Below are 21,033 nucleotides of genomic sequence, written 5' to 3'. Positions count from 1 at the left end.
GATCAAACCAAACAACACCTGAATCGCGGCAAATTTACGATGTTCCATGGCTCAATCCCAGCACTCGTCACCCCCTTCAAGAATGGGGCCGTTGACCGGGACGCATTTGTTGCACTGGTAGAGCGCCAGATTCAGGGCGGTTCCAGTGCACTTGTGCCGGTCGGCACCACGGGCGAGACATCCACACTTTCAACGCAAGAGCATAAAGATGTCGTAACGCTTTGTGTTGAAATTACCAAAGGCCGCGTGCCCGTGATTGCCGGGGCCGGGGCCAACGCCACAGATGAGGCGATCGAACTGGTCGAACATGCCAAGACGGTCGGCGCTGACGCAGCGCTTGTCGTCTGCCCTTACTACAACAATCCCAATCAGGATGGCCTTGAGGCCCATTTCCGCGCCATCAACGATGCCGTGGCGATGCCGGTGCTGCTATACAACGTTCCCGGCCGCACAGTCGTTGATCTGGCGCCAGACACCGTCGCGCGCCTCGCCCAGCTGCCGAATATTGTCGGTATCAAGGATGCGACTGGCGACATGGAGCGTGTCAGCCAGCACATGGCAGCGATCCCTGAGGGCACACAATTCGTTCAATTGTCAGGCGATGATCCAAGCGCGCTCGGCTATCTCGCCATGGGCGGGATGGGCTGCATCTCCGTCACCGCGAACGTCATGCCGGAGGCCTGCGCCGCGATGCACAAGGCTTTCCACGCCGGAAACCTGGACGAAGCCCGCGCCATTGAGCGCAAGCTGATCGCGCTGCACAAGGCGATGTTCTGCTCGCCTTCGCCGGGTCCGGCCAAATATGCCTTGTCGAAACTGGGGCTTTGCACCGATGAGGTGCGCTTGCCGATCACGGCGCCATCTGCAGAAAAGCGGGCCGAAATTGATCAGGCCATGGCGCTTGCGGGTTTGAACGCCTAAATCAGGGCGATGGCAAAGAAGAGTCAGACAAAGGGCCGCTCGGATGGGCTGGTCGCGGAGAACCGCCGCTCTCGCCGCGATTATGCGGTTGAGGACACGCTGGAGGCTGGCATCATGCTGGTCGGCTCCGAAGTTAAATCCCTGCGTCAGGGCAAAGCGAATATCGCCGAAGCCTATGTCAGCCCGGAAGATGGTGGGCTCTACCTGATCAATGCGGATATCCCGATCTACAATGCTGCCAACCGGTTCAACCATGAGCCGAAGCGCAAGCGGAAGCTGCTCGTGTCAAAGCGCGAACTTGCGAAGCTGTCCCAATCCGTAGATCGGGCGGGGCGCACGATTGTGCCGCTGAAGCTCTATTTCAACGAGCGCGGCCTGGCCAAGCTCCTCATCGGCCTTGCGACCGGCCGCAAGAGCCATGACAAGCGCGAAGTTGAGGCCAAACGCGACTGGCAACGACAAAAGGCGCGGATTCTGAAAGAGGGCTGAGACCTACCTCTCAGGCAGTGCGAAGTTTTCTGCCGCGAAGCCTCAGCAGGCCTTGCCAGACAATCAGGGCGATCAAGGGCGCAAACGCCAGCAGGAACGGCCAGGCGGTCTGGTTGAAGCTTTCGGGAAACACTTGCGGTTGCCCCAGGAAAAGTGAGCCGGATGCGATGAACATCGAGAAACACATGCGCCAGAGGTGGCGGGAAATGCGCGCCGTGTAGGACAGCGCCTGTCGCAGGATCACATTCAATTCGCCGAATGCGGCGATACTGCCAGCCACAATGAACAGGATGAAGGCCTGGGGCGGCGAGCCATCCACGGTGCCGGTTGCGCTGTTCGCGCCCATATACATGAACACCACGCCCATCAGCGTTATGCCGAGCGCCGTCGCCAGTCCCACATAATGCCGCCAGTTGGTTCGGACAGGCCCACGCTGGCGAACTGTGATCAAAGCTGTGATGAGCAGGTACAAGGCGAGAATACCTGCCACGAAGTTCGGTCGTTGGCCCTCCTCAAGGAACGGCGCAACGCCCGCACCAATCAGATAGGTGACGAACATCGAAACGAAGAAGACTTTCCCCGCAAGGCGGTGCAAGGCTTGCCCTTTACGCGCTGCAATCGCTGCGACGCCGGATGCGAGTCCCACCGCGCCGCCGCCAATATGGGCATAAAGCAGAGCGTCCGTGGCAAGTTTGATCCATAGGGGCGCGTCCGGATCAACTTCGAGCTTTGCAGCATGCGCGACACCTGTGCCGAGAAAAACCAATGCGAAAACGCATGTGAGCAGCGGAACAGCATATCTAGGCATCGGGCATCCCCTTATCGAATAACAATATTATCGATAAACGGAAAACGCTTCGATGGCAACTCCCTTAGGCCGTATCGGTCACGCCCTTTGCCAATGCGAACACACCCTCGAACATCTCCGGAGTCAGGCGGCCGGTATTCGTGTTGTAGCGGCTGCAATGATAGGACGAGATCAGCGCCAGTGGCCGACCTGCGAACTCCACATCATAATGCGTGCCGTGGCCGAAGGGGTAATCCTTCAGCTTCAGCCCCAGCGTCCGCACCGTGGAATCATGGGAAATCTTGCCGAGGCAGATCATGGCCTTCAGCTTTGGCAGCGCCGCGATGCGCGCTGACAGGAAAGGCCGACACTGGTTGATCTCCGCGCCAACCGGCTTGTTCTGCGGAGGCACACAGCGCACAGCATTGGTGATCATGGCGCGTTTCAGTTCCAGCCCGTCATCCGGCCGCGCATCATAAGTGCCGGTCGAGTAGCCGAACTTGTCGATGGTCGCGTAGAGCAGGTCCCCGGCCCAGTCGCCGGTGAATGGTCGGCCCGTCCGGTTTGCCCCGGTCACGCCGGGTGCAAGGCCGATGATCAGCAATTCGGCATCCTCCGGCCCGAAGCTCGGCACGGCGCCGTTGAACCAATCCGGCTCTTTCGCCGCGACCTCTTCCCGATACGCCACAAGGCGAGGGCAAAGAGGACAATCGGCCGGGGCTTCTGGGGCAAATTTCGTCGTCATGCCCCTCTCCCTAATGGGAGAGGAGCGAGACGGCTAGTACCCATCCGCGCTGCCATCCTTGCGCATTTCGGTGGCGGCAATCCAGGCGCCGCTTTCGAAGTCGCGCATGATTGCCTGATAGCCGCCCGCATTCGCCTTGCAGCACTCGACCGTGTGACCGCGCGCTTCCAGTTCGGCGCGAGTTTCCGGCGGGATGCCGCTTTCCAGATGCACGACGCCCATGTCGCTCTCACATTTGTCGCCGTTCAGATCATCCGTTGGCTCGCAGCCGCCGACATGTTCCCAGCGCGCGGCGTCGCCGGCCTCCTGAAGGCCCATGTCGAAATCGACGAGGTTCAGGATGACCTGCACATGGCCCTGCGGCTGCATGCCGCCGCCCATCAGGCCAAAGCTAAGCCAAGGCTCGAACGGGCAGGCCTGTTCGATCGGTTCGGCGCGCACCTGACAGCCCGGCATGTCCTTCTTGAAAGCAAAGGCGGGGATGATCGTGTGGAAGGGGCGCTTGCCCGGCTCGAACACGTTCGGATGGGCCGGGTCGAGGCTGAACAACTGGCCCCGGTCCTGGAACATGAAGCCGAGGCCATCCGCAACGAGCCCTGTGCCCATGCCGCGATAGTTTGACTGGATGAGGGAGACCATCATGCCGTCCTTGTCGGTGACGGTGAGATAGGTGGTGTCGCCGTCGTTCAGCTTGGCATCTGCGTCTGCGAAGCCGGGGGCAGGAGGTGCCATCGCCTGACCGAGGTCAATCCTGTCTGCCCGTTCAGCATTGTAGCCGGGGCGAACAAAGATAGCGGGATCAATTCCGGACGTTTCTGGATCAGCATAGCCAGCCGCCCGGTCTGCAAAGGCGAGCCGTTTCGCTTCCACCTGCGCCATGATGCTGTCGGTCGAGCCGAAGCCCATGCCGCGCAGGTCAAACCGTTCCAGCATTTGTAACATCTGAAGCGCCGCGATGCCCTGCGTGTTCGGCGGCAATTCGCAGACCTTGTAGTCGCCGCGATAGGTCACACAGATCGGCTCGACCCATTCGCCGGAATGGGCGGCAAAATCCTCATAGGTCAGGAAGCCGCCGATCCGCTCGAAATAGTCGCCCATGATGTGGGCGGTTTCGCCGGAATAGAATTCGTTCCGGCCCTTGTAAGCGATCCGCTCCAGCGTGTCGGCCAGGTCAGGATTTCGGAACAGGCTACCTTCCTTCGGCGCGGGCGAGAAATAGGTCGCCTTCGCATTGTCGAACTCTTCCAGCATGCCGCTGTCAGCCGCTTCTTGCAGGCGCGTTGCGTTGCGGCCCCAATAATAGGCGATGACCTCAGGAATCGGCGCGCCGTTACGGGCGTACTGAATGGCCGGTTCGAGGTTCATGTTCATCGGCTGCTTGCCGAACTTGTCATGCAGCGCGTACCAGCCATCGACCGTGCCAGGCACCGTCACGGGCGCGGCGCCGAAGGGCGGAATCTCCTCGCCTTGCATGAATTCGTCGGCTTTCGCCTGCATGTCGTCCAATGTCGCGCCCAAGGGCGAGCGACCGGAGCCATTGTAGCCGTAGAGCTGCTGCGTTTCCGGGTCCCAGACGATGGCAAACAGATCGCCGCCGATGCCGTTGCCGGTCGGCTCGACCAGGCCGAGCATGGCATTTGCGGCAATGGCAGCGTCCACCGCTGAACCGCCTGCCTTTAGCACATCAAGCGCCGTCTGCGTGGCGAGGGGATGAGCTGTTGCGGCCGCGCCATTGGGGGCCACCACGGAAGAGCGTGTGCCAAGTGGGCGGCCCGCCGGCATCCGGTCACCCGGCCCTGGCTGGCTCACCTCATCCGGCTTGTGGACCTCTATCCGCACCACTTTCTTGTGTTTGACTGTCGCATCCGCGTCGATGCGTGTCTCATCCTGTGCTGGCTCTGTAGCGCACGCGCATAATCCGATAGCCAGAACTGTCGCCGCGACGACGCGTTTGATGGGCATCCGTCTCTCCTGTTTTGTCTTGAGGAGAGCTTAGCGCGCTTCGGGGCAGAAGCGAGTCCCAGTCGGTGTCGGGGAAGTCGTCGCGCGGTCGCCAGCCCTGGCCGAACGCGTCCAGGTAGGAATGGATCAATCCGTCAAGCATAGCTCACAACCTCCCACTCGATGTCGTCATGGTCGTGGAAATAGAAGCGACTGCCGGGGTCATAGGTCTGGTGGCTGTGGGTGCGATAACCGGCGTCGAGGATCTTCCGCTCGGTCGCGTCCAGATCATCCACCAGAATGCCGAAATGATTGACGGCGCCTGTCCGGTAATAGCTTTCCTGTTCCGGCTGGTCCTGTTGGGGCAGGGCATAGAGCGCGATGTAATCCTCGTCCGTGCCGACATGCACCGTGTAGCCATCATACTTCGCTGGCCCCTCCCAGCGCACTTTCCAGCCGAACAGTTTCGTCAGCATGGACGCGGTTTTCTTCGGGTCGCGAACCGTTACGTTCACGTGTTCAAACTTGGCAATGCTCATTGTTTTCGACTCCGTTTCGTCTTGATCAAATCTCTGATATGGCTGTCGTAATTCCTCAACTTAAGTTGAGGTCAAGCGCGAAATGGAAGGTTTTTTCATGGCGGTTCAGACGGGGCTGACAATCGGCGAAGTGGCTGCGCGGACCGGCCTGTCGGTCTCGGCGATCCGGTTTTATGAGGGACGCGGGCTCGTGCATCCCGAGCGTTCACCGGGTGGTCAGAGGGTTTTCCTGCGGTCGGATATCCGCCGCTTGTCGTTCATTCTGATTGCCCAGCAGATCGGGCTGACAATTGAGGAGATCGGCCAGCTTCTGTCGTCACTGCCTGACCGACGGACGCCAACGAAGCGGGATTGGACGCGGATCAGTACCGCCTTCCGGCATTTGCTGGACGAGCGCATAGCGCTGATGGAGCGCACACGGCGGAAGCTGGATGGGTGTATCGGGTGTGGGTGCCTGTCGCTGAAAAAGTGCCAGCTATACAATCCGGAGGACCGGGCGCGCGGGCTTGGCACCGGGCCGCGTTTCCTGCTGGACGATGTCAGCGTGGTATCGACCGAATCCTAGTCGTTGCGCGCTGGGGGCTGAGGGAAATAGTGGCTCGCCATGCGGGTCGCAATTTCCTGGCCTTTCACGGCGAAATCCGCTTCCGCTTCAACCGCGCGATTGTCACAGGACTGGTAGATGCGGCCAGCGCTGGTGAAGGCTTCGTTGAAAGCCTCGACAAGTGAGCTGCGTACCGCGCCGCGATTGGGCGCTTCATATTTCAACATGTCGGACATGTAGCGCCGCCAGTACTGGTCGCCCCGGCCATTGCACTCCACCCGAATGGCGTGCGCGGCGCCCAATGTGGCGGCCAAATCCTTGGCATCACGGAAGTAATCCGGCCCGCGCATTGGCAGATCGGACTGCGCCACGCTTGCGCCGCAGAAGGCGAGCGCGCTAAGCAGGAGGACATGAAAACCTGTTTGCTTCATGCGAAGACTTTTGCGCGCATTCGCGAAAGGCTCAAGGGCCTTGAACACAAGGTCGAGTTCATTGTGATGGACGAAGATGGCCTGTTTTCCCATGCCGGGGACGGCACCGTGGTGCATGACATCCGCCCGGACATCGTGTTCGGCAATACAGATGTCTGGTTCGGGGATCATGTCCGCGATTTCATGATCGCTGTTCTCAAGACTGGTGGGATTGACTGGTTCCAGTCGTCTGCGGCAGGGCTCGACAATGCTGCATTGATCTCCGTTGGGAAAATTTCGCGGCTCTATACCACGAACCACACCCAGTCTGAAGCGATGGCGGAGTGGGCGCTGTGGCAGGCATTCGACTTTCTGAAATGTGGCCCCCAACATCGCGCCCAACAGGCCGACGGAAACTGGAGCCGACTGGAGATGCGCGAGATGATGGGGTCGCGCTGGCTGATCGTCGGGTATGGCTCTATCGGCTCGGCGGTTGGCAAACGCGTGCAGTTGCTTGGCGGACATGTTACGGGCGCGCGTCGCTCTCCCGGCCCGGCCGAGGGCGCCGATCACATTGTTCCGATGGCGTTGGTTAAAAGTGAGCTGGCGCAGGCGGATGTGGTGTTGCTGAGCCTTCCGCTTACGGACGAGACCGAGGGGCTTGTGGACGAAGAATTTCTATCTATGATGAGACTCGACGCTCTTCTGATGAATTTGGGCCGCGGACAATTAGTTGACGAAGCCGCGCTTGTCGCTGCGCTCAATGCAGGCCGACCCGCATTCGCGGCGGTTGATGTCACAGCTGAGGAGCCGCTGCCGAAAGACAGCCCGCTCTGGAAGCATCCGAAGATCGCGATCACACCACACAACAGTGCCATGACGCAGGCGACTTACGTTCGGGCCGATGAGACCTTCCTGGATAATCTCAAGCGGTATCTGGCGGGTGAACCACTCAGGCATCTTGTGCCCTCTGAGACATTCGCGGACTCGTAGCGGGGAACCCTTGGCGCCGTACCGCGTTTTCCGGAGCAGATATCTGCCTCCGGAGGAATTTTCATGTCATCATACACTCTGCGCTCAATCGTCAGCGCCAGCGCCGCCGCATTGCTTATAGGGTGTGCCAGTGCTGAACATCACGAGCAAGCACCAGAGCCCATGAGCGTCACTGGAACGGCGGGGACGGCTCTGACAGCGACTCCGCTCGAGACGTTTGAAAGTGCGTGGGCGATGACTTTTCTGCCGGACGGGCGTTCGCTTGTCTCCGAAAAGGATGGCAATCTGTGGCTGTTGGGAGCAGACGGCAAAAAGCTCGGCGAAATCGCAAATGTGCCATCCGTTACGGCGCGAGGCCAGGGTGGCCTGGGAGATATAATCGTTCATCCGGACTTCACCGACAACAACACCGTTTTTCTGTCCTATGTCGAGCGCGATGCAGAGGATGACAATTTAAGCGGCGCAGCGGTTGAACGGGCAACGCTCAGTCTCAAGGCTGAAGGCGGCACTCTGGAAAACCGTGAAGTCATCTGGCGGCAGTCCCCCAAAGTGACTGGAAACGGGCACTATGGTCATCGATTGGCGATCGCACAGGATGGGCATTTGTTCATCGCGTCAGGCGAACGCCAGAAATTTACGCCCGCGCAGAACATGGCGATGAATCTGGGCAAGGTGGTGCGTATCAATCAAGATGGTGCAATTCCGGAAGACAACCCATTCTATGGAAACGGGGCAATGGCGGATCAGATATGGACGCTCGGCCACCGAAATCCGCTCGGAATTGCGTTTGATGGAGAGCAACGTCTCTGGGTCGTGGAGATGGGCCCAAAGGGCGGAGACGAGTTGAACCTGATCGTGCGATCCGAAAACTATGGCTACCCGGAAGTGTCAGAGGGTGATCACTATAGCGGCAAGCCGATTCCGACGCATGAGAGCAATCCCATCTTCGAAGACCCGGCCATCGCCTGGATTCCGGCCATCAGCCCGGCCGGGTTGGTCTTTTATGACGGAGATATGTTCGCAGACTGGAAGGGGAATGCCTTCATAGGTGGCCTGTCTTCACAAGCCTTGATCCGTGTGTCATTCGAAACCCAGCCGACGGACAATCTCGGCCAACCACCAAAAGACGGTCAGACGGAACCGGTGGCGAAGGAAGCGGAACGGTTTGAATGGGGCAAACGGATCCGGGAAGTGGAGCAAGGGCCGGATGGCGCGCTCTATGTGCTGGAAGACAAGGAGGGCGGGCGTCTCATTCGCTTGACCCCAGCAGAGTAGCGATCGAACAGAAAAGGCCGGACCATACAGGTCCGGCTTTTTACTTGGGAACTACGTGTTGATCAGGCTGTAGCCTTGGCCTTCAGGGACGATACGCGATCAATGGCCGCCTCGGCGTCGCGCATGATGTCGCCCACGATTTCTGCCACTGGCTTCACCTCTTTCACACCGCCTGCTGATTGACCCATCGCGAAACAGGACGTGTCCGGATTGAGTTTCTCTTCATCCGTGATGCCGCCGATGCCGCCGATCACACCCGTCTGGTGGGAATGGATTGCCTGATGCGGGAAGGGCTGGATGTCCTCCGGGCGGCCTTCCCAATCCTTGATGTAATCGTTCGTACGGCAACGCATTGGCTTGCCCGAATAACAACGCGTGCGAGTTGTGTCCGTGTCGCCAGCTCCGACCACGCTGTCCTTGTACATCTGAGCGGCATGCGCCTCGGTTGAGGCGATAAAGCGAGTGCCCATCCAGACGCCACAAGCGCCAAGCGACAAGGCCGCTGCGAGGCCGCGCCCGTCATAGATGCCGCCTGCCGCGATCACCGGAATGTTCACGGCTTCCACAGCTTGCGCGACGAGAGGCATCGTACCGACAAGGCCCGTATGGCCACCGCCTTCGCCGCCCTGCAGGATCACTGCGTCACATCCAGCCTGTTCGGCCTTGATGGCATGCTTCACGGCGCCGCCGACAACCATGACTTTTACATTGGCTTTCTTGAGCCGCTCCATGATTGGCATGGGCACGCCAAGTCCTGCGATGAAGCTGTCCGCACCATTATTGATGATGACATCGACGCTTTCTTCCAGGCTTTCGGGGCTCGCGGCCAGCAGGTCGACGCCGAACGGCCTGTCGGTCAGTTCGCGAACGCGCTTCATCTGGCCTTCGATAAAGTCTGGTGTGGTGCCCGCCATGCCCAGCACGCCATAGCCGCCCGCATTGCACATGGCAGCGCAAACCTCCGCATAGGACACGCCGCCCATGCCTGCGAGCATGATCGGATGTTCGATATTGAGCATTTTCGTGAGTGCAGTCTGCAAGGCCATGTTTATGTCTCCCGGATCAGTCTTTTCGGTTTTGAGGGACCGTAAATTGCCGTCCTTGCGTCAACGCAAGGCGGATTGCGCGAGATTGACCGGGCAGGGGGAAATCAATCGCTGAGCCTCATGGCTGATTCGGTCAGCTTCTTCGATTCTGCACAAGATTCGAAGAAATCCTGAGTTTCGCGCGCCTGATGATAGGAGAAGCGAACGCGCAGATCAGGCCTAAACAATGATGAAGAAGTGCCCGAAACCGCCCGAAATTGCCTCAGCAGGGCGCGAAGTCGCACTAATTCTAGAATAATCGTCCGAACGGGCTGCATTCGCGCCTCAGCTGAAACCATCTTTGCGTCATGGTCGGCAGATGGTAAACCTCTGCCCGGTCATCTTTGGCCTGAAGTAGGGGAAAAGGTATGAAACAACTCCTGATTATTGGTGCGTCTGCGCTTGTTCTGGCTGCCTGTGCAGCGGAAGAAACGACGGCTCCTGAAGAAACCACGACGGTTGAGTCCATCGAAGAAGCTGCGGATGACGCTGCTGAAGCGGTTGACGAAGCTGTCGATGATGCTGGCGAAGCGCTTGAAGAAGCAGGCGACAACGTCGACGCCGCGATGGATGATGCCAGCGAAGCTCTGGACGACGCTATGTCCGACGCGGAAGAAGCTGTTGAAGACGCCGCTGACGACGCGGAAGCAGCTGCCGACGAAGCAGAAGAAGCTACTACGGAAGAGCCAACCGAATAATCGGTTTGTCTTGAACACATAAGAAAAGGGCTGCCTGCGGGCAGCCCTTTTTTGTTTGTCGCGTTCAGGTGCGGATCAGAATTTAGCATACCCCCCATCGACGATCAGCGTGTCGCCGGAATGATACTTCGAGGCGTCTGACGCCAGATAGACGGCGATACCCCCAAAATCCTCCGGTTCTCCCCAACGTCGGATCGGCACGCGGGAGATGACTTTTGTGTTGAACACTTCGTTCGCTTGGCCACCTTCTGTCATATCTGTAGCAATCCAGCCTGGCAGAATGGAGTTTGCCCGGATCAGATAGCGACCATACTCAACCGCAATCGCGTTCATCATGGCAATCAGCCCGCCCTTGGTATGGCCGTAAGCCTGATTGCGGCCTGCGCCTTCAATACCAGCAAGCGAAGCTGTCCCCACCAGACTGCCGCCCGGGTCGCCGGCTTTGGCACGCTTGACCATCGACTTGGCCGCCTCCCGCAATGTAAGAAAGGCGCCTTCAGAATTGATGCGTTGATTGTAGCGCCATGTGTCGAGCGTCATGTCGCCAAAATTTGCCGCGCCGCGTCCGACACCGGCATTGGCGATACAGGTGTCGATGCGGCCAAACTCTTCTTCCGCTTCGGCCATGGCCTTTACGACCTGGTCTTCCTCACCGACATCGACTTGCCAGGCTTTTGCCTTGCCGGTGCCGAGAGCTTCCAGCTTCTTCACGGCTTCGGCGTTATCGTCTGCCTTGCGGCCCCAGATCACAATATCTGCATTCGATGCGGCCAGCGCTTCAGCCATGCCTAGGCCAATGCCCTTGTTCCCGCCGGTTATGACGCAGACCTTACCTGCGAGATTGAAAGGTGCATAAGTCATCTGGTGTCCTCCGCTATGATTTGTCTGATCAGCAGATCAAGCGGGTGACGTAGGGGCGGTCAAGTCTCAGTTTGGTTGAGTGATCGCGAGCCGGGCCGCATGGATGATGCGGCGGGTCTCTTCCCAAAGGTCCAGCTGGTTCAGACGACTTGGGCTCATCCATTCGGCATGTGCGGCATCGTCTCCGGCATTTGGTTCGCCCGAGATCCAGACGGCAGCGTAGTCGAACAGAAGGTAGTGTCGGGTGACGTCACCACTTTGGCGTGATCTGAAGATCGCATCGACCACATCGACCAGAGTAACGATCCGCGCCGTGATACCAGTTTCTTCTTTCAGTTCGCGCAAGGCGGCAACGTCAGCATGTTCTCCGCGCTCGATGCGGCCACCCGGCAGGGACCACTGGCCCTGAAGTGGTTTGGTTCCACGCTGGATCAGCAGAACATCGTCGCCTTTGAAACATACCGTACCCACTGCGGGTGCAACCCTGTTCATAGGAGTGTCGGTCATGCGCTGATGTGACAGAGTGCGCGAAGCTCGCCCAACTGAACTTCAAGGTCGGTCTCGTATCGTGCGAGAGGGTTTCCGGTCCGACGCTGGATGCGGCTGATCACCGGCATTCGCAGGAGGGGAATTACGGAGGGTTCCGTGCCGACCAGTTTTGCGGCGCCCAACACGTCTTTCTGTTTCAGCGCTGTCATGACCTTATCGAACACGACCGCGCGTTGAATAGACTTTAGCCGGGCAACATGCGCTGCTGTAACTTCTGCATGCGGATTAGGTTGGCGCAGGGCTTCATTGGCCGTATGGGCCAGCGCATCAAGCGATATGGCGTCAAGCCTGTGCGAAATGGATTGGCCATGCTTGCGATAGAAATACATGACATCCGGGATGCTCATCATGCGCGCGCCTGCTGACAGTAGGCGGACGATAAGGTCGTAGTCTTCCCCGATGCGCATGGATTCATTGTAGCGGATGTTGTTTGTTTCCAGCGATGCCCGCCGGATCAGCGGTTTTGCATAGCCGAGCTTGCTGCCACGCCCATACATCATGTTTGCCTTGATGTACTCACTCTCCATGATGCGAGCCGGGCGCTCACGCAAATCGCCTTCGAACATGGTCGTGATATTTGGCGGGCCATCAGATTGGAAAATGGCAAGATTGTCGATCAGGATGTCAGCGTTGGCCTCTTCGGCGGCAAACAGCATGCGCTCCAGACGATTGGGAACGATCAAGTCGTCACTGTCGACAATGGCGATCCAGTCGCCCTTGGCGTCTTCCAGTCCACGATTGCGCACAGGCGCGGGGCCGCCATAACGTGTTCCGCTGACGATGCGCAGGCGAGGGTCAGTGACAGCAATCTGTTCAGCGATCTTCACGCTGTTGTCGCTGGAGCCGTCATCCACAAGTATCAATTCGAGTGCGACCTTGGTTTGGTTCAGCACCGAATGGATTGCGCCAGCGAGGAAGGCCTCACTGTTGTAATTCGCCATGATGACTGAGATCACGGGCTTTGGCGGAATCTCGTACGGCATCGCGGATACCTGCTTTTCCAATTGGCTACGGGGCATTTTAACGCAAACTCTGTGCCAAAATCGACCAGATTCGACAAAGCCAGCGTTTTCGCGTCACGATGGGGAGACCCAGGGCATTTATGTCATATGTCTGAGCGAACAACGCACTAAGCCAGAAACCGCAATGTGAGTTTCATCAAGACTGAAGACGGGATTTCCAGAATGGCAAAGCAGACCTCGCGATCCCTCAGCCTCGCCCTGCAAGGTGGCGGCGCACATGGTGCCTACACCTGGGGTGTTCTGGACAGGCTGGTTGAGGAGGAGTCACTGGAGATTTCTGCGATTACGGCAACTTCGGCTGGGGCCATGAATGCGGTGGCGCTGGCGGCTGGTATGGCGGAAAACGGGGCTCAAGGCGCGAAGGATACGCTGGAAGCGTTGTGGCGCGGGATTTCCCGCTCGGGCCGCAGCTTGACGCCCTATGGTGCGCTCAGCCCCATCGCCTTCGCTTACGCCAGTGCGGTACAGAGCCTCGCCAGCCCGTACGATCTCAATCCGTTCAACATCAATCCATTGCGGGATGTCGTGAAGGACGTGATCGACTTTTCGAAAGTGGATGATTCCGGCATCCAACTGTTTCTGTCGGCGACCAATGTTGAGTCCGGTCACGTCACTGTTTTCGAGGATGGCGATATCTCGCTTGATACAGTGCTCGCTTCGGCCTGCTTGCCTCAGACCTTCCAGGCTGTGGAAATTGATGGCGAGGCCTATTGGGATGGCGGATTCATGGGCAACCCGAGCCTGTTTCCGCTTATCTATTCCGGAGCGCCGCGCGACGTGCTGCTGGTGATGCTGAACCCCATTCGTCGGGATGGCGTCCCGAAACGGGCTGGCGAAATTCAGGACCGTATGAATGAGATCAGCTTCAATGCGGCCCTGATCGGAGAGTTGCGTGCCATCGCCTTTGTCCAGCGCCTGCTGGATGACGGCATGCTTAAGGAGCCAATGCTCAAGAAGTACCGTCGTCTCAATATTCACGCGATCAAGGGTGGGCAGGATCTTCTGGAATTCAGTCTACGTACAAAATATGATACGAGTTGGAGCTTCCTTACAAAACTCAAGGAAATGGGCCGCACTGCGGCTGAAAGCTGGTTGGCAGAGTGTGGGCAAATGATCGGCACGAACCAGACACATCTGGATTTGCGCAAGGAATTCTTTGAAGGCTAGCTTTGCGTCAGGAACCAGATTCGCGCTGCGCCATAGTCGCGTGTTCCAATAACATCCCACCCTTGCGGCGCGATCATCTCGTCCGATCCGGTCTCGACGACCGCAACAGCCTTCTCGGTCAGCCAGTTGCCAGAAACGAGACACGCCAGAGCCGGTTCGACGAGGTCCTTGTGATAGGGCGGATCCAGAAAGGCCAGCGTAAACGGGCTGCCCACTCCGGCGGGCTTCTCGCCCAGATCGGTCGCGGACCGGCGATGCAGGCGCGTGTTCCCGTATAGTCCGAGCGTCTCGATATTGTCGCGGATCGCGCCGCGCGCACCGTGATCGGTCTCGACGAACAGGCAGAAGGCCGCGCCCCGGCTCATCGCCTCCAGCCCCAGCGCGCCAGAGCCCGCGAACAGGTCAATCACGCGCGCACCTTCCATCTCGGGCGCCCAGTCGGCATGGGCCAGCATGTTGAAGATGGACTCGCGCGCGCGATCCCCGGTCGGCCGCGTACCCTGTCCCTTTGGCGCAGCAATGGCGCGCCCCTTGTGCTGTCCGGCAATGATGCGCATTCGACAAGCCATCCCTTTACTTTGGGCCCGTGTAAGGCGATCCCATTCTCATGACAATTCCTTCTGATCCGATGACCCGCGCGCTGGGGCTGGCGCGGCAGGCTGCTGAGGCCGGTGAGGTGCCGGTCGGCGCTGTGGTCGTGGATCCGGAGACGGGCGCTATTGTGGGCGAGGGGGCCAATTGCCCGATTGCCGGGCATGATCCGACGGCGCATGCTGAAATCATTGCCTTGCGCGCAGCGGCGGCGGCCAGGGGAAATTACCGGCTGACCGGTCTGCACCTCTATGTGACACTGGAACCGTGCGCGATGTGCGCCGGGGCGATCAGCTTTGCCCGTATCGGCAGGCTGGTATTCGCGGCGTGTGATCCAAAGGGCGGCGCGGTGATTCATGGCGCGCGCTTCTTCGAACAGCCGACCTGTCATTGGCGGCCGGACGTGGAGCAGGACGAGACGATGGGTGAGTTGGCCAGCGCCCTGCTGAAAGACTTCTTCCGCGCTCGGCGGGGCTGAGGCTGGATAATTTAGAGAGTGTGAGCGAGGCATGACAGAACCGGGTCACGAGATACTCATCAAGGATGCGGTCGTCTTCCTGTTTGCCGCGGGTGTCGTCGTACCCGTGTTCCGGTATCTCAAGCTGCCCGCCGTGGTCGGCTTCATGCTGTCTGGCATTGCGCTCGGCCCGTATGCGTTGGGCCAGTTGGCGCATCAGTACCATTTCCTCGAATACTTTTCGATTTCAGAACCTGAAGCCGCTGCGCCGTTTGCTGAGCTTGGCGTGCTGTTCCTCTTGTTCCTGCTGGGCTTGGAATTTTCGTTCGAGAAACTCTGGGGACTAAGGCGCGCTGTGTTTGGCGCAGGCGGTTTGCAAGCCGGGGTCAGTGCGCTCGCCATAGGCCTGATCGCCTGGCAGGTGGGGCTGCCAGCAGAAGCGGCCATCATCTGCGGTCTTGCGCTCGCACTTTCGTCCACTGCCATCGTCATGCAGTTGCTGATCGAGCAGAAACAGGCGGCCCAGCCGGTCGGACGCGCCGCGCTGGCGGTTCTGCTGTTTCAGGACATTCTCGTCGCGCCAATCCTGATCTTCGTGGGCTTCGTGAACATCGAAGCGGGTACGAACCTTACTGCCGTCCTTCTGGAAGCATTGGTCAATGGCGTCATCGCAATTGTGGCGATCATGATCATCGGTCGTTTCGGATTGCGCCGCATGTTCAGTCTCGCCGCTGCTGCCGGGGGACGAGACTTCCTGATGGCGTTGACCTTGCTGACTGTGGTCGGGGCAGCGGCCATTACCGCGACGGCCGGTCTGTCGCTTGCGCTTGGGGCGTTCCTTGCGGGGCTGTTGCTGGGCGAGACAGAGTTCAAGCACCAGACCGAAGTGGACCTTGAGCCATTCAAGGGCATCCTGCTTGGCCTGTTCTTCATGACGGTCGGCATGGGTCTCGACTTGCCGTCGATCCTGTCCCAGCCTGGGGTGATCCTGGCTGGACTGGGCGCATTGCTGTTGCTGAAACTGTTTATCGGATTTGGTGCCCTGCGCCTTTTTGCTGGCAAGACGCCGATGTCGATCGAGGCGGCATTTCTTCTCGCGCCTGCGGGGGAATTTGCCTTTGTCGTGATTGCGGCAGCAACGGCTGTTGGCGCGTTGGCGCCCGAGCCCGGAGGGATGATGGCCGCGATTGCGGGCCTTTCCATGCTGTTGATCCCGACCCTAGGCAAGGTCGGTACGTTCATTGCGGATCGCCTGAGGGCGCAGGAACCTGCCCACACGCTGGAGGAAGACTTCTCTGACCTTGAGGGCCACGTCATCATTGCGGGCTTTGGCCGGGTAGGGCATGCGGTTGCCCGCATTCTGGCGGCGGAAGAGGCTGATGTGGTGGCGCTGGAACGCAGCGCGGTCAACGTCTCCCGCGCCCGAAACGCTGGCTGGCGTGCCTATCTGGGCGATGCGGCTCGCCAGGAAATCCTTCACAGCGCAGGCGCAGATGGCGCGCGCCTGTTCGTGGTGACGGTTGACGATGTTTCGGCGGCAGAGGGCATGGTCCGCGCATTCCACAAGTTGCGGCCGGAAGTACCGATCATTGCCCGCGCGCGGGACCACGAGCATGCCCAGCGCCTGATCGATGCCGGGGCCAAGGAAGTTATTCCGGATGCGGTCGAATCCGGCCTGCAAATGGCCGGGCGGACACTTCATGAGTTCGGCTATAATGATGAGACGATCCGCGACCGGTTGGCTGCGGAACGTGATGAGGAATATCACCGCATCGGAACCTGATGGTCCGCTACAGCCATCCCGCCGTTTCAGCGATCAGCCAAATTCCAAGCGCGAGGAATAACAGTGCCGCGAGCCGCCTGACCACGCTGAGGGGCACGCGCCGGATTACCACTTCGCCAAAGTAAACCGCTGGCACATTGGCCAGCATCATTCCGATTGTCGTGCCGAGCGTGACCAGCGCAACTTGCTCAAATTGGGCGCCTAGCGCGATTGTCGCCACCTGCGTCTTGTCACCCATCTCCACCAGGAAAAAGGTGATCAGTGTCGTGAGGAAGGCGCCGTTTCGCATGCGCGGGCGCTCATCTTCGTCCAGCTTGTCGGGGATCAGCGTCCAGGCCGCCATCAACAGGAAAGATGCGGCAATCAGATACCGAAACCAGTCTCCTTCAAGAAATGCGGCGGCTTGCGATCCGATCAGTGCTGCGAGAAAGTGATTTGCGATTGTGGCAGCGAATATCCCGGCAATAATAACGAGCGGCTTTCGAAATTGCACAGCCAGCAGGATGGCGAGCAATTGTGTCTTGTCGCCGATTTCCGCGAGCGCGACCACAAGTGTGGAGGTGAGAAGGGCTTCCATGAATGGCGGTCTCCAGGCCGGGCAATACTAACGCAATGACACCAGCGTCCCGTGCCCGGCCCGAGCAGGAAAGCGGCGTCATTGGTCTCGCCCGAACGGTTGCCCGCTCCCTTCGCGCCACGACCTGTTGGCCGAGTATGTTGACGCGGAGGCCCGATCATCAGACCGGCTGGCTACTCCCCAAGTGACGGGGCTCTCGTATCGCCTGCTCAGGTGGAAGGCAAGCGCGGCAGAATATCCTCCACCGTTTCCAGAATAAGCGACCGCAACCAGGACAAGGCAGCATCCTCAGAATTCTCTCGCCGCCAGTAGAGCTCGCTGTCCAGCGGCGGGAAAACGCCGGGCAATTCATGAGTCACCAATCCCGGTGCCGGGGCCATCAGTGCCGGCAGGGTGAGCGCCAGGTCGGTCTGACGCACAATCTCCATCGCGGGCATGTAATGGGGCAGTCGCATGACGGGTGTGATGCGTGCGCCATGCGTCCGCGCGACCTCCTCGACGTAGGAGCGGCCCTCCCGGCGACTGGACACGACAACATGGCGAAGCTCCAGATAGGCTTCAAAACTCATCTCTGTGCCAGCCTGCGGATGGTCTTCCGAGACAACGCACACATAGGGCGTCGTCATCAATTGCTCGCGTTCGAGGTCAGTGCCGCGAATGCCAGGCACATCAATCGCCAGGTCCAGGCGACCTGAGGCGAGTTCGGAAGAGATTGCCCCGCGATTGAGTTGTGTCCAGGCGATCCGAACCCCAGGCGCGTCGACTTGCAGGCGTTGGGCAAGGCGAGGCGCGATCATGAACGCGCCTGCATCGCGCGCCGAGATGTTGAACACACGCGTTGACCGGGAAGGCTCGAACGCCGATCGGGGCTCTAGCCCGGCGCGCAATCTGTCCAGTGCGTCGCGTACAGCGGGCATCAGCGCTTCGGCCATTGCGGTTGGCTTCACGCCGCGCCCTTCGCGCACAAACAGTGGATCCTCGAAATGTGTGCGCAGCCGCGCCAGGGCATTGCTGACGGCCGGTTGGGTGATGTGCAGGAATTCGCTCGCCCGTGTCAGGCTGCGTTCAGTGTAGACAGCCTCCAGTACGGGCAGCAGGTTCAGGTCCAGCGATCTGAGGTTCATGGCGCACTCCAATTCATCACCGGTGGTGATGTAAAGTCTTCATATAATAAATTTCCCGAATGATCGAGCACGCGTTATCGTCACCGCCAGAATAGAGGTGGTGAATGAACGCGGCGAGCACGCCCACACAATTGGAAAGCCTGTGCGCGGCGGCTCTAGAGCCAGCCGGCGGCGCGCATCAGCAGCACCACGCCCACAGCCGTCACAAGATATTTCATGCCGCGTTTGAAGTTCAAATCGCTCATCCGGTCCAGCACCTTGCCGCCCAAAGTCGTGCCCAGCATGGAGAGCGGCACCGCCGCAAGGATCAGCCAGGCTGGCGGCAGCACCTTGATGCCGGACGCCATGATGACGGGTACACTCCAGAAGATGATCTTTACAAAATGCGCCAGGACCTGCGTCACGGCCTTTGTCGCAACGATCTGATGGCGCGTCATCGCCGTGTTCACAAAGAACTGGTCCATCAGTGGCCCGGCAACCCCGGCGACGGTGTTCAGCGCCTGCACGACAAATCCGGCACCCTCGGCCTGGAACCGTTTCTGGATATCGAGATCGGCGACCGACTTTGGCAGCCACACGAGCAGGGTTACGAGACCCAGCATCAGGTAGACCATCTGCGTGTCTGGTCGCCAGCTCAGCGCGAAGAGCAATCCAATCGCCGCGACCGAGCCGAGCGCGTAGCGCCGGAAAATGGTCCAGTCGATATGCTCTCGCCAAAGATAGGCCCGGTAGCCATTCGATACCATCTGGACGGCGCCGTGTATGATCATTGCAGTGGCGACGGGAACCAGCGCGGCCAATACGCCCATGAAAATGATGCCGCCAGCCATGCCAAATATGCCGGACAGGAAACTCGTGGCCAGCACGGTGACGAGAATGATGGCGGCGGAGACCGGGCTCATGGCGCCGGCCTAGACCCGTTTGTCGGAAAACGCGAGCCCGGTCGCAGCGGCGCAACCACCGACACAAAACATTTCATAGAAACAATTTGCGGTGCTGCAGCCGCAAGGCGTACCATTCCCCTAATTACATAGTCTGAGAGGAGACACCGAAATGGCGGATACTGAAACGTCCATGGACGTCCAGAATGACCTGAATGACCTGCGCATGTCGGATGCGGCCGTGCCACTTTACGAGCATGTGAAGACCTTCATTCGTGACGTCGTGAACCCGATGAGCGAGGAATTCGAACGCCTTGGCGAGGGCAAGACGGACATCTGGTCCTACGCGCCCGGCCAGTTGGAAGCGCTGGAAAAGGCCAAGGATGAAGCCAAGAAGCAGGGCCTCTGGAATTTCTTCCTGCCGGATGCCGAAACCGGCGAAGGCCTGAAGAATCTCGACTATGCCTATATCGCGGCCGAGCTCGGCAAGAACCCACTGGCGTCAGAGACGATGAACTGCTCTGCGCCGGACACCGGCAATATGGAAGTTCTGGAGCGTGTTGGCACGCCGGAACAGAAAGAGCGCTGGCTGAAGCCGTTGCTGAACGGCGAAATCCGCTCTGCCTTCGCGATGACAGAGCCAGCCTTGCCATCATCTGATGCCAAGAACGTCTCCATGCGCGCCGAGCTTGATGGCGATGAATGGGTTCTCAACGGCGAGAAATTCTACATTTCCGGTGCTGGTGATCCGCGCTGCAAGATCATGATCTGTATGGTGAAGACCAGCCCGGACGCAGAGCCGAACAAGCAGCAAAGCCAGATCCTCGTGCCCTTGCCGCATCCGGGTGTCACGATCCTCGGCCCGATGCACGTCTTCGGCGACCCCGACGCGCCGCACGGACACATGCATATCCGCTTCGAGAATGTGCGTGTGCCGAAGGAAAACATGTTGCTCGGTGAAGGGCGCGGTTTCGAGATTTCCCAGCTGCGCCTGGGGCCAGGCCGCATTCACCACTGCATGCGTTCACTCGGCGCAGCCGAAAAGGCGCTGGATCTGATGGTTGTGCGCGGCATGACACGTCAGGCCTTTGGCCGTGACCTGATCAAGCTGGGCGGAAACATCGAGAAAGTTTCTCGCGCCCGCATCGAGATCGAATCCATGCGCATGATGGTCCTCAAGGCCGCCAAGGCGATGGACGTGCTGGGCAACAAGGAAGCCCGCGTCTGGATTTCCATGGTCAAGGCCATGGTGCCGGAACGCGTCTGTGCCATCATCGATGACGCCATCCAGATGCATGGCGCCGCCGGTGTATCCCAGTGGACGCCGCTGGCCCGCATGTACGCCAATCAGCGTACGCTGCGTCTCGCGGACGGCCCGGACGAAGTGCACCACATGGTCGTCGGCCGCGCCGAAACACGCAAATACACGGGCGAAGAAGAAGACCCGGCGATGGCCGCTGTCTGGCGGAAGTAAGCCAGACGCAATTTAAATTGATGGGCGCGGTTCCTTGCGGGGCCGCGCCTTTTTTGCAAGCGGGTGGATGACCGTCGCTATTCAGGCCAAATTCGGTTAGCATTGTCCTCTTGGTAGGGA

The 21,033-nt window shown here is 59.5% G+C and carries 23 protein-coding genes and 1 riboswitch; of the genes, 10 read left to right on the top strand and 13 right to left on the bottom strand.

The window, feature by feature from the left end:
• Nucleotides 1-39: 39 nt before the first annotated feature.
• Both dapA and smpB read left to right on the top strand, forming a co-directional pair.
• The gene (dapA, locus tag HF931_RS16005; RefSeq protein WP_035552976.1) at nucleotides 40-921 is read left to right on the top strand and encodes a 4-hydroxy-tetrahydrodipicolinate synthase; all 882 of its coding nucleotides are present in this window, start codon (nucleotides 40-42) and stop codon (nucleotides 919-921) included.
• A 9-nt stretch (nucleotides 922-930) separates the two neighbouring features.
• Nucleotides 931-1,410 (top strand): SsrA-binding protein SmpB, encoded by a 480-nt coding sequence (gene smpB, locus HF931_RS16000; RefSeq protein ID WP_035552979.1) that lies wholly within the window; start codon nucleotides 931-933, stop codon nucleotides 1,408-1,410.
• 10 nt (nucleotides 1,411-1,420) lie between these two features.
• On the opposite strand, the gene HF931_RS15995 is transcribed toward smpB, so the two are convergent.
• The 4 genes from HF931_RS15995 to HF931_RS15980 form a co-directional block, all read right to left on the bottom strand.
• On the bottom strand, nucleotides 1,421-2,218 hold the full coding sequence (locus HF931_RS15995; protein WP_035552981.1) for a DUF2306 domain-containing protein: 798 nt from the start codon (nucleotides 2,216-2,218) through the stop codon (nucleotides 1,421-1,423).
• A gap of 64 nt (nucleotides 2,219-2,282) precedes the next feature.
• The gene (locus HF931_RS15990; RefSeq protein ID WP_273011442.1) at nucleotides 2,283-2,942 is read right to left on the bottom strand and encodes a uracil-DNA glycosylase; all 660 of its coding nucleotides are present in this window, start codon (nucleotides 2,940-2,942) and stop codon (nucleotides 2,283-2,285) included.
• Nucleotides 2,943-2,975: 33 nt separating this feature from the next.
• Complete coding sequence (locus HF931_RS15985) at nucleotides 2,976-4,904, bottom strand: gamma-glutamyltransferase family protein (protein WP_273241069.1); 1,929 nt, start codon at nucleotides 4,902-4,904, stop codon at nucleotides 2,976-2,978.
• A gap of 134 nt (nucleotides 4,905-5,038) precedes the next feature.
• Nucleotides 5,039-5,422, bottom strand: a complete 384-nt coding sequence (locus HF931_RS15980; protein ID WP_035552986.1) for a VOC family protein — start codon at nucleotides 5,420-5,422, stop codon at nucleotides 5,039-5,041.
• Nucleotides 5,423-5,519: 97 nt separating this feature from the next.
• Between HF931_RS15980 and soxR the strand changes: the two genes are divergently transcribed.
• Complete coding sequence (soxR, locus tag HF931_RS15975; protein ID WP_035553356.1) at nucleotides 5,520-5,987, top strand: redox-sensitive transcriptional activator SoxR; 468 nt, start codon at nucleotides 5,520-5,522, stop codon at nucleotides 5,985-5,987.
• On the opposite strand, the gene HF931_RS15970 is transcribed toward soxR, so the two are convergent.
• The gene (locus tag HF931_RS15970) at nucleotides 5,984-6,397 is read right to left on the bottom strand and encodes a TIGR02301 family protein (protein WP_273241067.1); all 414 of its coding nucleotides are present in this window, start codon (nucleotides 6,395-6,397) and stop codon (nucleotides 5,984-5,986) included. The two genes, soxR and HF931_RS15970, sit on opposite strands and share 4 nt — an antisense overlap.
• Here HF931_RS15970 and HF931_RS15965 point away from each other — a divergent pair.
• Both HF931_RS15965 and HF931_RS15960 read left to right on the top strand, forming a co-directional pair.
• Nucleotides 6,377-7,369, top strand: a complete 993-nt coding sequence (locus HF931_RS15965) for a D-2-hydroxyacid dehydrogenase (protein ID WP_273241065.1) — start codon at nucleotides 6,377-6,379, stop codon at nucleotides 7,367-7,369. The genes HF931_RS15970 and HF931_RS15965 overlap by 21 nt on opposite strands.
• A 63-nt stretch (nucleotides 7,370-7,432) precedes the next feature.
• Nucleotides 7,433-8,644, top strand: a complete 1,212-nt coding sequence (locus HF931_RS15960) for a PQQ-dependent sugar dehydrogenase (RefSeq protein WP_273241063.1) — start codon at nucleotides 7,433-7,435, stop codon at nucleotides 8,642-8,644.
• 62 nt (nucleotides 8,645-8,706) lie between these two features.
• Here the strand turns inward: HF931_RS15960 and HF931_RS15955 are convergent, their stop codons facing one another.
• The gene (locus tag HF931_RS15955; RefSeq protein ID WP_273241061.1) at nucleotides 8,707-9,690 is read right to left on the bottom strand and encodes an NAD(P)H-dependent flavin oxidoreductase; all 984 of its coding nucleotides are present in this window, start codon (nucleotides 9,688-9,690) and stop codon (nucleotides 8,707-8,709) included.
• Between the two features lie 407 nt (nucleotides 9,691-10,097).
• Between HF931_RS15955 and HF931_RS15950 the strand changes: the two genes are divergently transcribed.
• Complete coding sequence (locus HF931_RS15950) at nucleotides 10,098-10,427, top strand: hypothetical protein (protein WP_273241059.1); 330 nt, start codon at nucleotides 10,098-10,100, stop codon at nucleotides 10,425-10,427.
• Between the two features lie 75 nt (nucleotides 10,428-10,502).
• Here the strand turns inward: HF931_RS15950 and HF931_RS15945 are convergent, their stop codons facing one another.
• The 3 genes from HF931_RS15945 to HF931_RS15935 form a co-directional block, all read right to left on the bottom strand.
• Nucleotides 10,503-11,288 carry an SDR family NAD(P)-dependent oxidoreductase gene (locus HF931_RS15945; RefSeq protein ID WP_035552998.1) on the bottom strand — a complete coding sequence of 262 codons (786 nt, stop codon included), beginning with the start codon at nucleotides 11,286-11,288 and terminating at the stop codon, nucleotides 10,503-10,505.
• Nucleotides 11,289-11,354: 66 nt separating this feature from the next.
• Nucleotides 11,355-11,795 (bottom strand): NUDIX hydrolase, encoded by a 441-nt coding sequence (locus tag HF931_RS15940; protein ID WP_206741194.1) that lies wholly within the window; start codon nucleotides 11,793-11,795, stop codon nucleotides 11,355-11,357.
• Nucleotides 11,792-12,820, bottom strand: coding sequence for a glycosyltransferase family 2 protein (locus tag HF931_RS15935; RefSeq protein WP_273241058.1), 1,029 nt, complete (start codon nucleotides 12,818-12,820; stop codon nucleotides 11,792-11,794). The genes HF931_RS15940 and HF931_RS15935 overlap by 4 nt, the downstream gene beginning before the upstream one ends.
• A 201-nt stretch (nucleotides 12,821-13,021) precedes the next feature.
• On the opposite strand from HF931_RS15935, the gene HF931_RS15930 reads away from it, so the two are divergent.
• A complete protein-coding gene (locus HF931_RS15930; RefSeq protein WP_273241057.1) occupies nucleotides 13,022-14,026 on the top strand; it encodes a patatin-like phospholipase family protein in 1,005 nt (334 codons plus the stop codon).
• On the opposite strand, the gene rsmD is transcribed toward HF931_RS15930, so the two are convergent.
• Nucleotides 14,023-14,583 (bottom strand): 16S rRNA (guanine(966)-N(2))-methyltransferase RsmD, encoded by a 561-nt coding sequence (rsmD, locus tag HF931_RS15925; protein WP_273241055.1) that lies wholly within the window; start codon nucleotides 14,581-14,583, stop codon nucleotides 14,023-14,025. The two genes, HF931_RS15930 and rsmD, sit on opposite strands and share 4 nt — an antisense overlap.
• Nucleotides 14,584-14,633: 50 nt before the next feature.
• Here rsmD and HF931_RS15920 point away from each other — a divergent pair, with 50 nt between their 5' ends.
• The gene (locus HF931_RS15920; RefSeq protein ID WP_273241053.1) at nucleotides 14,634-15,095 is read left to right on the top strand and encodes a nucleoside deaminase; all 462 of its coding nucleotides are present in this window, start codon (nucleotides 14,634-14,636) and stop codon (nucleotides 15,093-15,095) included.
• A gap of 31 nt (nucleotides 15,096-15,126) precedes the next feature.
• Nucleotides 15,127-16,857, top strand: coding sequence for a cation:proton antiporter domain-containing protein (locus HF931_RS15915; RefSeq protein ID WP_273241051.1), 1,731 nt, complete (start codon nucleotides 15,127-15,129; stop codon nucleotides 16,855-16,857).
• Nucleotides 16,858-16,864: 7 nt separating this feature from the next.
• Here the strand turns inward: HF931_RS15915 and HF931_RS15910 are convergent, their stop codons facing one another.
• From HF931_RS15910 to HF931_RS15900, 3 genes are all read right to left on the bottom strand, one after another.
• Nucleotides 16,865-17,434 (bottom strand): TMEM165/GDT1 family protein, encoded by a 570-nt coding sequence (locus HF931_RS15910; protein ID WP_273241049.1) that lies wholly within the window; start codon nucleotides 17,432-17,434, stop codon nucleotides 16,865-16,867.
• A gap of 68 nt (nucleotides 17,435-17,502) precedes the next feature.
• Nucleotides 17,503-17,629: riboswitch (yybP-ykoY riboswitch) on the bottom strand.
• Between the two features lie 14 nt (nucleotides 17,630-17,643).
• The gene (locus HF931_RS15905) at nucleotides 17,644-18,558 is read right to left on the bottom strand and encodes a LysR family transcriptional regulator (RefSeq protein WP_273241047.1); all 915 of its coding nucleotides are present in this window, start codon (nucleotides 18,556-18,558) and stop codon (nucleotides 17,644-17,646) included.
• A 155-nt stretch (nucleotides 18,559-18,713) separates the two neighbouring features.
• The gene (locus HF931_RS15900; protein ID WP_273241045.1) at nucleotides 18,714-19,460 is read right to left on the bottom strand and encodes a sulfite exporter TauE/SafE family protein; all 747 of its coding nucleotides are present in this window, start codon (nucleotides 19,458-19,460) and stop codon (nucleotides 18,714-18,716) included.
• A gap of 151 nt (nucleotides 19,461-19,611) precedes the next feature.
• Here HF931_RS15900 and HF931_RS15895 point away from each other — a divergent pair, with 151 nt between their 5' ends.
• The gene (locus HF931_RS15895; protein ID WP_273241044.1) at nucleotides 19,612-20,913 is read left to right on the top strand and encodes an acyl-CoA dehydrogenase family protein; all 1,302 of its coding nucleotides are present in this window, start codon (nucleotides 19,612-19,614) and stop codon (nucleotides 20,911-20,913) included.
• Nucleotides 20,914-21,033 lie beyond the last annotated feature (120 nt).

It is taken from the genome of Hyphomonas atlantica corrig. (assembly GCF_017795365.1).
GTDB classification, from domain to species: Bacteria; Pseudomonadota; Alphaproteobacteria; order Caulobacterales; family Hyphomonadaceae; genus Hyphomonas; species Hyphomonas atlantica.
The sequence above is the reverse complement of the archived record's forward strand: the minus strand, read 5'-3'. Positions and strand labels throughout refer to the sequence as shown.

Bases quoted from the DNA above. Each gene is read 5' to 3' on its own strand.
- rsmD (WP_273241055.1), bottom strand. From the start codon at position 14,583: ATGCGCATCATTGCCGGACAGCACAAGGGGCGCGCCATTGCTGCGCCA.
- HF931_RS15945 (WP_035552998.1), bottom strand. From the start codon at position 11,288: ATGACTTATGCACCTTTCAATCTCGCAGGTAAGGTCTGCGTCATAACC.
- HF931_RS15900 (WP_273241045.1), bottom strand. From the start codon at position 19,460: ATGAGCCCGGTCTCCGCCGCCATCATTCTCGTCACCGTGCTGGCCACG.
- HF931_RS15920 (WP_273241053.1), top strand. From the start codon at position 14,634: ATGACAATTCCTTCTGATCCGATGACCCGCGCGCTGGGGCTGGCGCGG.
- HF931_RS15990 (WP_273011442.1), bottom strand. From the start codon at position 2,942: ATGACGACGAAATTTGCCCCAGAAGCCCCGGCCGATTGTCCTCTTTGC.
- HF931_RS15970 (WP_273241067.1), bottom strand. From the start codon at position 6,397: ATGAAGCAAACAGGTTTTCATGTCCTCCTGCTTAGCGCGCTCGCCTTC.
- HF931_RS15985 (WP_273241069.1), bottom strand. From the start codon at position 4,904: ATGCCCATCAAACGCGTCGTCGCGGCGACAGTTCTGGCTATCGGATTA.
- HF931_RS15940 (WP_206741194.1), bottom strand. From the start codon at position 11,795: ATGACCGACACTCCTATGAACAGGGTTGCACCCGCAGTGGGTACGGTA.
- HF931_RS15950 (WP_273241059.1), top strand. From the start codon at position 10,098: ATGAAACAACTCCTGATTATTGGTGCGTCTGCGCTTGTTCTGGCTGCC.
- HF931_RS15955 (WP_273241061.1), bottom strand. From the start codon at position 9,690: ATGGCCTTGCAGACTGCACTCACGAAAATGCTCAATATCGAACATCCG.
- dapA (WP_035552976.1), top strand. From the start codon at position 40: ATGTTCCATGGCTCAATCCCAGCACTCGTCACCCCCTTCAAGAATGGG.
- HF931_RS15895 (WP_273241044.1), top strand. From the start codon at position 19,612: ATGGCGGATACTGAAACGTCCATGGACGTCCAGAATGACCTGAATGAC.
- HF931_RS15965 (WP_273241065.1), top strand. From the start codon at position 6,377: ATGAAAACCTGTTTGCTTCATGCGAAGACTTTTGCGCGCATTCGCGAA.
- HF931_RS15905 (WP_273241047.1), bottom strand. From the start codon at position 18,558: ATGAACCTCAGATCGCTGGACCTGAACCTGCTGCCCGTACTGGAGGCT.
- HF931_RS15935 (WP_273241058.1), bottom strand. From the start codon at position 12,820: ATGCCGTACGAGATTCCGCCAAAGCCCGTGATCTCAGTCATCATGGCG.
- soxR (WP_035553356.1), top strand. From the start codon at position 5,520: ATGGCGGTTCAGACGGGGCTGACAATCGGCGAAGTGGCTGCGCGGACC.
- HF931_RS15910 (WP_273241049.1), bottom strand. From the start codon at position 17,434: ATGGAAGCCCTTCTCACCTCCACACTTGTGGTCGCGCTCGCGGAAATC.
- HF931_RS15930 (WP_273241057.1), top strand. From the start codon at position 13,022: ATGGCAAAGCAGACCTCGCGATCCCTCAGCCTCGCCCTGCAAGGTGGC.
- HF931_RS15960 (WP_273241063.1), top strand. From the start codon at position 7,433: ATGTCATCATACACTCTGCGCTCAATCGTCAGCGCCAGCGCCGCCGCA.
- HF931_RS15980 (WP_035552986.1), bottom strand. From the start codon at position 5,422: ATGAGCATTGCCAAGTTTGAACACGTGAACGTAACGGTTCGCGACCCG.
- HF931_RS15995 (WP_035552981.1), bottom strand. From the start codon at position 2,218: ATGCCTAGATATGCTGTTCCGCTGCTCACATGCGTTTTCGCATTGGTT.
- smpB (WP_035552979.1), top strand. From the start codon at position 931: ATGGCAAAGAAGAGTCAGACAAAGGGCCGCTCGGATGGGCTGGTCGCG.
- HF931_RS15915 (WP_273241051.1), top strand. From the start codon at position 15,127: ATGACAGAACCGGGTCACGAGATACTCATCAAGGATGCGGTCGTCTTC.